The sequence below is a fragment of the Labedella gwakjiensis genome (assembly GCF_003014675.1).
Taxonomy (GTDB): Bacteria; Actinomycetota; Actinomycetes; order Actinomycetales; family Microbacteriaceae; genus Labedella; species Labedella gwakjiensis.
Map to the genome: position 1 here is coordinate 94,648 of NZ_PYAU01000001.1, position 12,807 is coordinate 107,454.

Annotated in this window: 13 protein-coding genes; 7 read left to right on the forward strand and 6 right to left on the reverse strand. The window is 69.5% G+C overall.

Translation table 11 applies throughout. The features are described from left to right. The first annotated feature begins 207 nt into the window (after positions 1-207). Both CLV49_RS00410 and CLV49_RS00415 read left to right on the forward strand, forming a co-directional pair. Complete coding sequence (locus tag CLV49_RS00410) at positions 208-1,077, forward strand: aldo/keto reductase (protein ID WP_106561762.1); 870 nt, start codon at positions 208-210, stop codon at positions 1,075-1,077. A gap of 106 nt (positions 1,078-1,183) precedes the next feature. After that, positions 1,184-1,669, forward strand: a complete 486-nt coding sequence (locus tag CLV49_RS00415) for a glutathione peroxidase (RefSeq protein WP_106561763.1) — start codon at positions 1,184-1,186, stop codon at positions 1,667-1,669. Positions 1,670-1,695: 26 nt separating this feature from the next. On the opposite strand, the gene CLV49_RS00420 is transcribed toward CLV49_RS00415, so the two are convergent. Beyond that, on the reverse strand, positions 1,696-1,875 hold the full coding sequence (locus tag CLV49_RS00420; RefSeq protein WP_106561764.1) for a hypothetical protein: 180 nt from the start codon (positions 1,873-1,875) through the stop codon (positions 1,696-1,698). Between the two features lie 121 nt (positions 1,876-1,996). Here CLV49_RS00420 and CLV49_RS00425 point away from each other — a divergent pair, with 121 nt between their 5' ends. Then, positions 1,997-3,010: a PHP domain-containing protein gene (locus CLV49_RS00425; RefSeq protein ID WP_106561765.1), complete on the forward strand. Its 1,014-nt coding sequence runs from the start codon at positions 1,997-1,999 to the stop codon at positions 3,008-3,010. A gap of 10 nt (positions 3,011-3,020) precedes the next feature. On the opposite strand, the gene CLV49_RS00430 is transcribed toward CLV49_RS00425, so the two are convergent. Genes CLV49_RS00430 through CLV49_RS00440 form a run of 3 tightly spaced genes read right to left on the reverse strand, consistent with a single transcriptional unit; the run spans position 3,021 to position 5,691 of the window. Next, entirely contained in the window at positions 3,021-3,635 is a 615-nt protein-coding gene (locus CLV49_RS00430; protein WP_106561766.1) for a GyrI-like domain-containing protein, read from the reverse strand. 11 nt (positions 3,636-3,646) lie between these two features. Then, positions 3,647-4,219, reverse strand: a complete 573-nt coding sequence (locus CLV49_RS00435; protein ID WP_106561767.1) for a GNAT family N-acetyltransferase — start codon at positions 4,217-4,219, stop codon at positions 3,647-3,649. A gap of 50 nt (positions 4,220-4,269) precedes the next feature. Further along, complete coding sequence (locus tag CLV49_RS00440; protein ID WP_106561768.1) at positions 4,270-5,691, reverse strand: helix-turn-helix domain-containing protein; 1,422 nt, start codon at positions 5,689-5,691, stop codon at positions 4,270-4,272. Positions 5,692-5,931: 240 nt separating this feature from the next. Here CLV49_RS00440 and CLV49_RS00445 point away from each other — a divergent pair, with 240 nt between their 5' ends. From CLV49_RS00445 to solA, 4 genes are read left to right on the forward strand one after another with little or no spacing between them, the layout of a single operon-like run. Beyond that, positions 5,932-6,837 carry an ABC transporter substrate-binding protein gene (locus tag CLV49_RS00445; protein WP_158261869.1) on the forward strand — a complete coding sequence of 302 codons (906 nt, stop codon included), beginning with the start codon at positions 5,932-5,934 and terminating at the stop codon, positions 6,835-6,837. Continuing rightward, complete coding sequence (locus tag CLV49_RS00450) at positions 6,824-7,849, forward strand: amino acid ABC transporter permease (protein ID WP_106561770.1); 1,026 nt, start codon at positions 6,824-6,826, stop codon at positions 7,847-7,849. The genes CLV49_RS00445 and CLV49_RS00450 overlap by 14 nt, the downstream gene beginning before the upstream one ends. Continuing rightward, positions 7,846-8,622: an amino acid ABC transporter ATP-binding protein gene (locus CLV49_RS00455; protein WP_424977960.1), complete on the forward strand. Its 777-nt coding sequence runs from the start codon at positions 7,846-7,848 to the stop codon at positions 8,620-8,622. The genes CLV49_RS00450 and CLV49_RS00455 overlap by 4 nt, the downstream gene beginning before the upstream one ends. A 44-nt stretch (positions 8,623-8,666) precedes the next feature. Next, entirely contained in the window at positions 8,667-9,815 is a 1,149-nt protein-coding gene (solA, locus tag CLV49_RS00460; protein ID WP_106561771.1) for an N-methyl-L-tryptophan oxidase, read from the forward strand. A gap of 18 nt (positions 9,816-9,833) precedes the next feature. Here the strand turns inward: solA and CLV49_RS18230 are convergent, their stop codons facing one another. Both CLV49_RS18230 and CLV49_RS00470 read right to left on the reverse strand, forming a co-directional pair. After that, on the reverse strand, positions 9,834-10,730 hold the full coding sequence (locus tag CLV49_RS18230; protein WP_158261870.1) for an alpha/beta hydrolase: 897 nt from the start codon (positions 10,728-10,730) through the stop codon (positions 9,834-9,836). Then, positions 10,727-12,775 (reverse strand): acyltransferase family protein, encoded by a 2,049-nt coding sequence (locus tag CLV49_RS00470; protein WP_106561772.1) that lies wholly within the window; start codon positions 12,773-12,775, stop codon positions 10,727-10,729. Before CLV49_RS00470 ends, CLV49_RS18230 begins: the two co-directional genes overlap by 4 nt. Between the last annotated feature and the right edge of the window lie 32 nt (positions 12,776-12,807).

The window sequence follows — 12,807 nt, forward strand, 5'->3', positions numbered from 1 at the left end:
CGTGGTCCTTCCGGATCGAGTGGGGCGACGCGATCCGTTCCATCGGCTCCGTCGCTCTGCGCCCTCCTACTCTGACGGTCGACGAGCCCTCGCGTCCAGCCGACACGGCATCTGACGGCTTGCGCGCCGACGTCGCCCTGTAAAGGGCCAGGTACGACGAGGTCGACGAGGCTATCGTCGGGCTCACGACCTCTTCGAAGGAGAACAATGAGAACCCGTACCATCGGCAACCGCTCCGTCAGCGCCATCGGTCTCGGCGGCATGCCCATGTCGATCGAGGGACGCCCCGACCGCGAGCGCTCCATCGCCACGATCCACGCGGCGATCGACGCCGGCATCACCTTCATCGACACCGCCGACTCCTACCACCGCGACGCCGGCGAGGTGGGACACAACGAGGAGCTCATCGCCGAGGCCCTCGCGAGCTACGGCCGCGACACCTCTCACATCCTCGTCGCCACCAAGGGCGGCCACCTGCGGCCCGGCGACGGCTCGTGGACGCTGAACGGACACCCCGAGTACCTCGTCGAGGCGGCCAAGGCCTCGCTCGCGCGCCTCGGTGGCGACGCGATCGGGCTGTACCAGTTCCACCGTCCGGACCCCGAGGTGCCCTACGCCGACTCGATCGGAGCCCTCGTGCAGCTGCTCGACGACGGCATCATCGAGCAGGCCGGAATCTCGAACGCGACCGTCGAGCAGATCGACGAGGCGCACTCGATCCTCGGAGGGAAGCTCGTCTCGGTGCAGAACCAGTTCTCGCCGCGGTTCCTGTCGAGCCGTTCCGAGCTCGAACACAGCGCGGCCCTCGGCCTCGCGTTCCTGCCGTGGAGCCCGCTCGGAGGCATCTCGAACGCCGCCGAGCTGGCCGACCACCACGCAGCGTTCGCCGAGGTCGCCGACCGCCACGGCGTGAGCCCGCAGCAGGTGACGCTCGCGTGGGAGCTGTCGATCGCCTCCACCGTGGTTCCGATCCCCGGCTCGTCGCGCCCGGCATCGATCACCGACAGTGCGGCAGCCGCCGAGCTCGAGCTCTCGGCTGACGACATCGCGACGATCGAGGCGTCCCTCGTCTCCTGATCCGTCGCACCACCCGCTGCACGCCCGCCGCACCTTCGATGTGCAGCGGGCGTGCAGCGCGTCGGCGTAGCGTGACCCTCATCCAGGACGCCAGGAAAGGCAGACCATGACCGAGGACCTGTCCACCATTCCGATCACCACGATCGACGGAGCAACCACGACGCTTTCGGAGTTCGCTCCCGTCAAGCTCATCGTCAACGTGGCGTCGCGCTGCGGACTCGCTCCGCAGTACGAGAAGCTCGAAGCCCTCCAGAAGACCTACGGTGACCGCGGATTCACGGTGCTCGGATTCCCCAGCAACCAGTTCCTGCAGGAACTCTCGGACACCGAGAAGATCAAGGAGTACTGCTCCATGACGTGGGGCGTCACGTTCCCGATGTTCGACAAGGTGAAGGTGAACGGCCGCTCGGCCCACCCTCTCTACGACGCCCTCAAGAAGACGCCGGACGCGAACGGGAAGGCTGGTCGCGTGACCTGGAACTTCGAGAAGTTCCTCGTGACCGCCGATGGCACCGTGCACCGCTTCCGCCCCTCGACGGAGCCGGACGACCCTCAGATCGTGGCACTCATCGAGGCATCGCTGCCGGCGTGAGCGACGGCTGAGCCCCTTGGGGCAGGTCAGGCCGCGAGCGAGTGCTGGCGCGCGACGACGACCTCGAGTTCGTCGTCGATGGTGACCCAGTCGCACTCGTCGCTCGCGCAGCGGGTGACCTCGACGGGTGCGTCGATACCGGGCCAGGAGGCGAGACCCGCGCTCATCGTGTCCTCGCCGCATTCGGGGCAGTTCCTGATGTCCATGGCTCCACGGTAGAACCGACCACCGACATCGGCCGCAGCCGCCCCGGTGCGCCGTCGGATCGTCTTCCCCAGGGCGCCACAACCCCGAGCACGTGAGCCGACCGACGGGCACAATGGACCCATGCTCGCCGTCGACGCCCTCAATGAGATCGGGTTCTGGCTGGAGCGGTCCTCGGCCCCGTCGTTCAAGGTGGCCGCGTTCCGCAAGGCCGCCGCGATCATCGGGCCGCTCTCCGAGAAGGAGCTCGCCGACCGCGCCACCTCCGGGCGGCTGAGGAACATGAAGGGCATCGGCGGACGGACAGCCGAGGTCATCACGCAAGCCGTAGTCGGGGACGTCCCCGACTACCTCGCCGACCTCCGCGCGCGCAACACCGAGCCGCTCGCCTCGGGCGGAGCCGAGCTCCTCGCGGCCCTCCGTGGCGACCTCCACGCGCACAGCGAGTGGTCCGACGGCGGCTCCACGATCGAGCAGCTGCTCCACGGCGCGGCGATGCTGGGCCGCGAGTACATCGCCCTCACCGATCACTCGCCGAACCTGACGATCGCGAACGGCCTCAGCGTCGAGAGGCTGAGCGAGCAACTCGATGTGATCGACGGGCTCAACGCCGCCGGAGGACCCGTCCGACTCCTCGCGGGCATCGAGGTCGACATCCTCGAATCGGGCGAGCTCGACCAGACGCCCGAGATGCTCGACCGCCTCGACATCGTCGTCGCGAGCGTGCATTCGAAGCTGCGCGCCGACCGCGCGACCATGACGGAGCGCATGCTCGGAGCGATCCGCACGCCGCGGACGAACATCCTCGGCCACTGCACCGGGCGGCTCGTGCAGGGATCCCGCGGGACGCGACCGCCATCCGAGTTCGACGCCGAGGCCGTCTTCGCCGCGTGCGCGCAGAACGACGTGGCGGTCGAGATCAACTCGCGCCCCGAACGCCAGGACCCGCCTGACGACCTCATCGCCCTCGCACTCGAGGCCGGCTGCCTCTTCAGTATCGACACGGACGCCCACGCGCCGGGACAGCTCGACTACCTCGCCTACGGCGCCGAGCGGGCCGAGCGGGTGGGCGTACCCGCCGACCGCATCATCACGACGTGGCCGGCGGATCGTCTCGTGGAGTGGGCGCGGGGCTGACGAGCGTCCGTCAGGCGGGGGCGACGGGTTGTCGCAGGATCGTACGCAATCGCGCCGGTTCGACCCGCCTCGGATCGCTGAGATAGATCTCGTGATGGCGTCCGGTCGGTCGGAGCCCGTGTTCGGGCAGGAAGCGGTCGTGCAGCGCCGCGAGAGTCGGCGCCTCGTCGTCGTACGAGCCGACGTGAAGGGTCTGCACGCACTGTCCCTCGTCGAGGCACGCCAGTCGGACGTCACCGATGCGCGCTGGGGCCTTCTTCCGCGCCACGGACGCGACCGCTTCGGCGAACATCGTCGGCGACACGGTGTCCGGGACGAGGATCATCGCGGCCCAGTTCCATCGCGCCTTGTCACGGGCCGTGGTGAAGGACGCCATGTCGTCGGCCCACCAGAGGGCCTCGAGCGGCATGACCACGTGATCCTCGCCGGTGGCGCTGCGCACGCCGAACTTGAGGGCGTAGGCCACGGGGTACAGCGCGGCGAGCGCGGCAGCGTACGATTCTGACGTGTTCGGGTCGCCCGCGCCCTCCACTCTCAGGTAGGTCATCGGCGGCACGTCGAGCAGGCGGAACTCTCCGGACCTCGCCCGATATGCGTCGAGAGTCCTCTTCCGATCGATCGCCATGGCGGATCCCGTCAGTCGAGGGCGAGCCTCATGAGCACGCGGGGGAAGCCGTTCAGGACGCTCGTCGTGTCGGCTGCCTTCTCGAAGCCGGCGGCTTCGAAGAGCGCTCGCGTACCCACGTAGGCCATCGTCAGGTCCACCCTCTTCCCGCCGTTGTCCACCGGGTAGCCCTCGATCGCCGGGGCGCCGTGGGAGCGGGCGACGTCGACGGCTCCCGCCAGCAGGTGATGCGCGATCCCGCGGCCCCGGTGGCCCGGTCGCACACGGACGCACCAGAGCGACCACACGTCGAGATCGTCGACGCGCGGGATCTTCCGATTGCGGTCGAACGTGGTGTCCGCCCTCGGGTGCACGCCCGCCCAACCGACCACCTCATCGCCGTCGTAGGCGAGGACGCCGGGAGGAGGATCCTCGGCGACGAGCTTCTCGACGAGACGGCCGCGTTCCGGTCCGACGAGCGTCCGGTTGAGTGTCGATGGAATGCGATAGCTGAGGCACCAGCAGACGTTCGCGTCGGGCCGCTTCGGACCCACCATCGTCTTCACGTCGTCGAACACCGTGGCCGGCCGCACCTCGATCGCCATGACCTCACGATGCCATCGTCCACCGACACGGGCAAGGAACGGCCGGAGATTCAGCCGCCGAGCAGATCCGACAGGCGGGTCGCGAGGTCGCGGGTCGCGAGCTCGAGCTCGGCCCGTCGCGGCCGGGCCGCGTCGGTCGCCCCCGTGAGACAGGCTGCCGCCGCGACGGCACCGCTCGCGTCTCGGACGGGTGCCGACACCGAGAGCAGACCGGCGTCGTCGTCAGAATCGATCGAGATGACGCCGTCTCGCGAGACCACGCGCATCCGCTCCATGAGGAGCGAGAGGTCGTGCTCCGAGTGCCGCCTGCGGAGCAGACCGCTGAGGTCCGCCGGCTCGAACTCCATCACGAGCGTCGGTCCACCGTCTGACCCGATCACGGGGTGGGGTCGCCCGAGCCACGGCATCATCACGAGTCCTCCGTCCGGCTCACCGACCTCCTCGACCACGGTGAAGCTCCTGATGCCCTTGAGCACGGTGATGAAGCCGTAGACGCCGGCATCCGTCGCCGTCTGCGCCACCAGCCGCCGTCCCGCCGATGTGAGGATCGGCGCCGTCGCGGCGCGGTGCCAGCCGTGGACGCCCCAGCAGACGCCCACGCCATCACCCTCGAGCCGCCTCGATACGACGCCGGCCCGTTCCAGAGCGGTCACCAGGCGCTGGACGCGCTCTGTGCGAAGCCCGACCGACCGGGCGGTTCCGGAGAGCGAGTCGTGGCCGTCCGCCAGATGTCCGAGCACACGCACGGCCGCGTCGAGTGCCGACGTGGGCGACTCGACGTCGGTGCCCCCGACGGCCACGGCCACGGGATGCGGGTGAGGCTCCCCTGCGCCCTCCGCGATCATGGTCTCGATACGCCGCCGTGCGGCGTCGACGGCGCGACGGGCGCGAGGAACACCCCCCGTCGAGCGGTTGAGCGGCAGGCGGACGGCGACGACGGCGACGCACTCGCCGTCGGGACCGAGGACGGCTGAGGCGACTTCGACGACGCGCTCCGTCCGCGACTCGACGATGCGCGGGTGGGTGGCGGACGACCCCACTTCGCCGGCGTTCGCGCGAGCGATCGCGCTCCCATCGGCGACCGGCTCGCCGACGTCCGCTGCGGCGTGGAGCGTCCACTCGGAGCCGACGGAGGCCACGACGTGGAGGGTGTCGCCCGATCGTGCGGCCACGCAGGCCGTCTCCCCCGTGGTCTGTGCCGCGATCGTCAGCGCATAGCGGACGGGGAGAGCGACCCGGGCGGCCGCACGGCCCGACAATCGGATGGCCTCGCGGCCGAGACGGTAGGAACCGTAGACCTCACCAGGAGCGAGCAGGCCGACGCGAGCGAGGGCCGCGCACGAGCGGGACGCGCTGCTCGCGCTCCACCCGAGAGCGCGTCCGATCGCCCCCGTGCCCATCGGTGAGGTGGGATCGGTCCTCTCGGCGACGATGCGGAGCACGCGGAAGGCGACTTCGACCGACGACGTCATCGGATCCTCCTCGGAAATCGCGCAATTCTGTGGCAGTTGATTTGCGGGTTACGAGGACTGTAACAGGCTCGAACGACGCGCTCCCTAGAGTGACCGCACCCCACCGGCGAACCGAGACCGGTCGGAAGAGACAGCGCCACATCCCCCGTCGCACCGCCATCTCGCTCGAGGAGACCCTCCATGACCGTCCCCGCTCCAGTCACTCGTCCGCTCCGATCCCGATGCTCGTCCGCTGCGGCGGTGGGCGCCGCCGTCAGCGCCGTCCTCGTCGTCCTCACCGGGTGCAGCTCGGTGGCACCATCGGACTCCGGCGCCGCACCGGTACCCGCCGAGACGATCGGCTCCGACTTCATCGCCGGGACCTTCGACCAGGAGGCGGCGGACCTCCTCCCGGCCGACATCGCCGAGGCCGGCGTCATCCATGCGGCCGGCGGCCCCGGGTACGCGCCCCATTTCCTCCTCGCCGACGATGGCGAGACCCTCACAGGCAACGACATCGAGCTCCTTCTCGCGGTCGGAGACGTCCTCGGCGTCGACGTGGAGCACGAGGACGTCGGTTTCGACGCCATGATCCCCTCCCTGCAATCGGAACGCGTCGACATGGCGAACGGCGCGATGAGCGTCACCGACGAACGGCTCGCGGTCGTCGACTACGTGACGTACTTCTCCGGCGGGACCTCGCTCATCGTGCCGACGGGCAACCCTCTCGGGATCGATCTCGACTCGATGTGCGGACGCCGCATCGCCGTCCAACAGGGCACCGTCTACGCCGACGAGTACATGCCCGTGTTCGACGACGAGTGCACGGAGGCCGGCGAGGAGCCGATCGAGATCTCGGTCTTCCCGACCCAGCCGGATGCGACCCTCGCGCTCACCTCCGGCCGTGCCGACGCGAGCATGTCCGACTACGGACCGCTCTCCTACGTCGCCGACCGCTCCGAGGGTTCGCTCGAGGTCCTCCAGGAGACCTACGACCCGAGCACGTGGGGCTTCACGTTCCCTCAGGGTTCGGATCTCACCGCGGCCATCGCCGCAGCCGTGAACGTGCTGATCGACGACGGTACCTACGGCGAGATCCTGTCGAAGTGGGGCGTCACGAGCGGCGCGATCGAGACGTCGGAGATCCTCACGAATGACGCACGATGACGCGGAGGGAGAGGTGATCGCGTCGGCGCCCGCATCTCAGAGCTTCGCTCCCCGGGTCGTCCCGGTGCGGCGCTACGGCCAGTGGGTCGCCACGGCGCTCGTCCTGCTGGCGGCGGCACTCGTGGCGGTCTCACTCCTCACGAATCCCCGCTACCAGTGGGAGCTGGTGTTCTCGTACGTCCTGAACGCGCAGATCCTCGCCGGGCTCGTCACCACGGTGTGGCTGACCGTCATCGCGATGGTCCTCGGCGTCGCCATCGGCGTCCTCATGGCGCTCGCCCGCGAGTCCTCGAACGTCGTGGTGTCGACGGCGGCGTCGGGCTACGTCGCGTTCTTCCGTGGCACTCCCCTTCTCGTCCAGCTCATCTTCTGGTTCAATCTCGCCGCGTTGTACCCCGTCGTGTCGCTCGGCATCCCGTTCGGCCCCACGCTGTTCACCGAGAGCACGAACGTCCTCATCACCCCATTCATGGCCGCAGTGCTCGGACTCGGACTCAACGAGGGGGCGTACATGTCGGAGATCGTCCGTGCGGGACTCCAATCGGTGGACAGCGGCCAGACCGACGCGGCGCACGCACTCGGGATGAAGAGGTCGCAGACCTTCCGTCGCATCGTCCTGCCGCAGGCGATGCGGGTCATCATCCCGCCGACGGGCAACGAGACGATCTCGATGCTCAAGACCACATCGCTCGTGAGCGTCATCGCGATCCCCGAGCTGCTCTGGCAGGCGCAGGCGATCTACTCCCGCACCTACCAGGTCATCCCCCTGCTCATCACCGTGAGCCTCTGGTACCTCCTCCTCACGACCGTGCTGAGCGTTGGCCAGTACTACCTGGAACGCCACTTCTCGAGAGGCGACGCACGACGCACCGACCGCACGCTCCTCGGCGCGATATCCCGTGGTCTCGTTCCGAGACACACCGCCGCCGCGCGGCCCTCGGCGGACGAGCCGACGGAGACCCTGTCGGCGACACGAGCGGCGGCACAGCCGGCGGGAAGGAACGACTCGTGACGATCGATCAGGCGCCCGTCCTCGTGGAGGCGATCGGGGTGCACAAGTCCTACGGCGGCAACCGTGTCGTGCGCGGCATCGACATGACCGTGCGCACCGGCGAGGTGATGTGCCTCCTCGGGCCGTCGGGCTCCGGCAAGAGCACCTTCCTGCGATGCATCAACCACCTCGAGAAGATCGACGCCGGCACGATCAGCGTCGCGGGAGAGCTCGTCGGGTACCGCCGTCAGGGCGACAGGCTCCACGAGTTGCGAGACGCGGAGATCGCCACCAGGCGCGCCGACATCGGCATGGTGTTCCAGTCGTTCAACCTCTTCCCGCACATGACGGTCCTCCAGAACCTCATGGAGGCGCCTGTCGGTGTCCGCCGTGAGACTCCGCGCGTGGCGAGGGAACGGGCGCTCGATCTCCTCTCCGTCGTGGGCCTCGCCGACAAGGCCGCCGCGTATCCCCGCTCGCTCTCCGGCGGGCAGCAGCAGCGCGTCGCCATCGCCCGTGCACTCGCCATGCGGCCGAAGCTCATGCTCTTCGACGAGCCCACCTCGGCGCTCGACCCGGAGCTCGTCGGTGAGGTGCTCGATGTCATGCGCGGGCTCGCCGACGACGGGATGACGATGATCGTCGTGACCCACGAGATCGGGTTCGCGCGCGAGGTCGCCGACACGGTCACCTTCATGGACGGCGGTGTCGTCGTCGAATCGGGTCCGCCGGCGCAGGTCCTCGGGGCCCCGACCCACGAGCGCACCCGCTCCTTCCTCGCGAAGGTGCTCTGACACCTCGCTCCGCTACCGCACCATCTGAAAGGGAATAGCACCGCATGGAGACATTCGACGTCGCCGTCGTCGGCCTGGGCGCGCTCGGAAGCGCCGCCGCCTACCACCTCGCGCGGAAGGGGGCGCACGTCGTCGGTCTCGAGCAGTTCGAGCTCGGACACGTGCGCGGCGCCTCCCACGACACCTCGCGCATCGTCCGCACGTCCTACGGAGCCGCCGAGTACGTGCGGCTCGCCCAATCCGCCTACCGGGACTGGGCAGATCTTGAGGCGGCCACCGGCGAGCGCCTCCTCGACATCACGGGAGGGATCGTCTTCTTCCCCGACGACGGGCCCCATTCGATCGACGACTTCGTCGAGAGCCTCACCGAGACGGGCGTCCCGTTCGAGATGCTCTCGAACACCGAGGTGCACGAGCGGTTCCCGCAGTTCTCGATCCCCGCGAACGTCCGCGCCATCTACACCGCGGACTCGGGCATCGCCCATGCAGCACGGACGGTGGCGACGCTGCAGATGCATGCCCGCGCCCTCGGCGCCGTCCTCCGCGACCGCACCACCGTGGAGAGCCTGAGCCCGGACCACGACGGCGTGATCGTCCGCACCTCCACCGGTGACGTGCGCGCTCGGAAGGTCGTCGTCGCGGCCGACGCCTGGACCAATCGTCTGCTCGCTCCCCTGGGTGCGGAGATCCCGCTGACGGTCATGCAGGAGCAGGTCACCTACTTCGCCCCGACCGACCCTGGCGTCTTCGATCGCTCGCGGTTCCCGGTGTGGATCTGGGAGGACGTGCAGTGCTACTACGGCTTCCCCACCTATGGGGAGCCCACCATCAAGGCCGCTCGGGACGTGTCGGAGAACCTCATGTCGCCGGAGGACCGGACCTTCACCCCGTCTCGCGCACTCCTCGAACAGCTGACGGACTTCGTGTCCGCGACCATCCCGCAGGCGGGCGAGCCGCTCCGCACCGTCACCTGTCAGTACGCCCTCACGGAGAACCGACGCTTCATCATCGGCCCGCTCGACGAGCACCCCGACGTCATCGTCGCCCTCGGCGCGGGGCACGCCTTCAAGTTCACACCCACGATCGGTCGTGTGCTCGCCGAGCTCGCGATCGACGGCGAGACGTCCGAGGACATCTCGCGCTTCACAGTGACGGAGCCCACGGGCGCTGCCGCACCCTTCCCCGTGGGCTGATCCGACACGCGGTGCAGATCAGTCGTCGAGATGTTCGTCGAGCCACGCGACGATCCGCTCTCGCAGGTCGTCGTCGAGGAGCGCGAGAGCGTGTTCGTCGCTCTCGACCCGGACGTACTCCACGTCGACGGTCGCGGCGGTGAGGAGACCGACGAAGTCGTCGGCCTGCTCCACGGGGATGAAGTCGTCCGTCGCAGCGACGACGAAGAAGGGCGGGTCGGACGAGTCCACCTCGTACATCGGCGAGGCCGCTCGCGCCGCCGGACAGTCGTCGTAGGAAGCGCAGCCGAGGTAGTCGAGCTGCACCCGCTGGAAACCGGCGTCGAGGTCGCCCCGGGCGATGCCCTCCCGCGTGAGGTCGAGCGGGGCGCTCAGCTCGACGACGGCGTCGATCGGCTCGTCCGCCCCCTGCCCGCCGTCCGTTGCGAGGAGGGCCACGAGGTTGCCGCCCGCGGAATCACCGAAGGCCCCGAGGCGGGACGGATCGTGCCCGAAACGCTCCACCTGCGCGTCGCCGGAGATCCAGTCGAGCACCGTCTCGAGGTCGTCGAGCGCCGCGGGAAACGGGTGATCGGGCGCGAGACTGTAGTTCGGCTGGAAGACCACGTACCCCTCGCTCGCAAGCCACTCGCACACGTCGCGCCACTGCGGCTGGGCTTTGTCGCCGCCACGCCAACCGCCTCCGTGGACGGAGAGGATCGTCGGCGATCCGGGTTCCGCGTCCTGGGGAAGACACACGTCGAGGAGGACCCCGTCGGATCCCCCGACGCCGACATCGCGGACCAGGCGCACTCCGTCGTAGCGGGTCGACGGGATTCCGACGTCCGCGGCGGGCTCAGGGGCGCACCCCGCGAGGAGCACCAGGACGCCTGCCGCGAGTGCGGTACTGGCCGTCCGCGCGCGATCCCTCGTCATCCGGCGCCGGCGAGAACCGGGACGAGCCGCTCCTCGAGCGCCCGGGCGAGCGAACGGGAGAACGTGGCCGTCACGTGGTGTTCGTCCGAGTAGACGAGCGTCGCACCGATGATGGCTGGGCAGGTGGAGGCGTTGCAGAAGTAATCGGAGAGGTCGACGACAGCTCCCCCGCGATCGTCGGCGACGATCTGCTGCGCCTCCCGGATGGCCGGATTGAACGCCTTCGACCGCGGGATGGCGCACGCCTCGGCGTCGTCGAGGTGAGAGGAGAGACAGACAACGGGCGAGCTCTCGAACTCCGGCGTATCGGCCAGGCTGACGACGAGGCTCGAGGCGGGCAGGCGGTCGTAGAGGGAGGACAACCCGTCGACCCAGTCGTCGCGCTGGATCTGGGCGTCCCGCCCGGGAGTGGGACCGAGGTGGTTGGCGAGGAGGATCACGTCTGGCGGGTTCGCGGCGAGCTCCTCGACGGCCGCGTCCCTCCACGCGGAGCAGGATTCGTTCTTCGAACCCGACCATGCCGCGGCCGTCTCCTCGGTGCGGCAGCCCGACTTCGTGTACGTCTCGAGGCGGTAGCCGAGGGCCTCAGCGGCCTTCTCGAGGGCCGGGAACCAGCGGCCGGCGTGGGAGTCGCCGAAGAGCGCGATCGTCCGAGACGCCTCGAGGTCGCCGAACGCGCACGAGATCACCTCGGACTCGCGGAGGTTCTGCTGGCACCCGTCCGTGTACACCGCGCCCGTGTCGGCGACGGCCGAGCGGAGGTCGGGTGAGAGATTCGCGGGGACGATGTCGGTCCCCGTCGGCATCTCCGTGACCGGGGTCCGCGGCACCGTCTGAGTCGTGGCGAGCGGCATCTGGGCGGCTGCCGCGCTACCGCTTACGAGCCCGCCGACGAGCACGAGGGAGACGACTGTGGAGGCGGCCATCACGCGACGTCCGCTCGATCGTGTCGACCGCAGGGGCGTCTCGACGAGGCGATACAGGATCCACGCCGCGGGGACCGACGCCACGGCCAGACCGACGGCGAGCGGCACCGGGAGGGGCTCGTCGAGACCGATGCGCTCGTGGGCGAGCACGAGGATCGGCCAGTGCACGAGGTAGAGGGAGTACGAGATGGCACCCACGACCTGCATCGGGCGCAGCGCGAGCAGCCGTGCGGCGCTCCAGCGCGAGACGGCAGGGCCGCCGGATGCGATGACGAGAGCCGTCCCCACGACCGGCAGCAGTGCTGCCGCTCCCGGGTAGTCGAGGTCCGCCGTGTAGGTCGTCGCCGCGGCCACGATCATCCCGAGTCCCGCCCAGCCGAGCACCAGTCCGATCCACGGGGGCACCCGGCCGAGGAGGGAGGCCCCACCGGCCACGAGCGCGCCGACCCCGAACTCCCAGGCGCGCGTCCACGGCGAGAAGAAGGCGAGCGACGGCGACTCCGGGGTGGTCACGATGCTCGCGAGGAGGGAGGCAGCGGTGATCACGCCGATCACGAAAAGGAGAACACGGATCGACCGCCGACCGAGCACGAAGGCGCCGAGAAGCAGTACGGGCCAGACGAGGTAGAACTGCTCTTCAACACCGAGCGACCAGAAGTGCTGGAACGGCGACGGCTCCGTGCCGGCGAGGTAGTCCGTCTGCCGGATCGCGAACACGATGTTCGGCACGTAGAGGGCCGAGGCGATCGCGTCCTGCAGGATCTGCACGATCCGGAGGGGCGAGACGAGCACGAACGCCGCGATCGAGGTGGCGGCGATGGTCACGAGCGCCGCCGGCAGGATGCGTCGAGCGCGGGCGGCATAGAACCGGACGAACGAGATGCGCCCGGTGCGTTCGAGACTCTCCACGAGATGACCGCTGATGAGGAAGCCGGAGATGACGAAGAACACGTCGACGCCCACGTAGCCGCCGGGGACGAGCGGGGCGACGGCGTGGTTGACCACGACGAGCACGACGGCGAGCGCGCGGAGGCCCTGGATGTCGGCGCGGAACGGCCGCCGCTCAGGTGCCTGGGCGGCCCCGGCGGTGTCGCTCGATCGGTCTCGGACGCTCGTCACTCCCCCAGTCTGCTGCGAGCAGGCGAACGGGC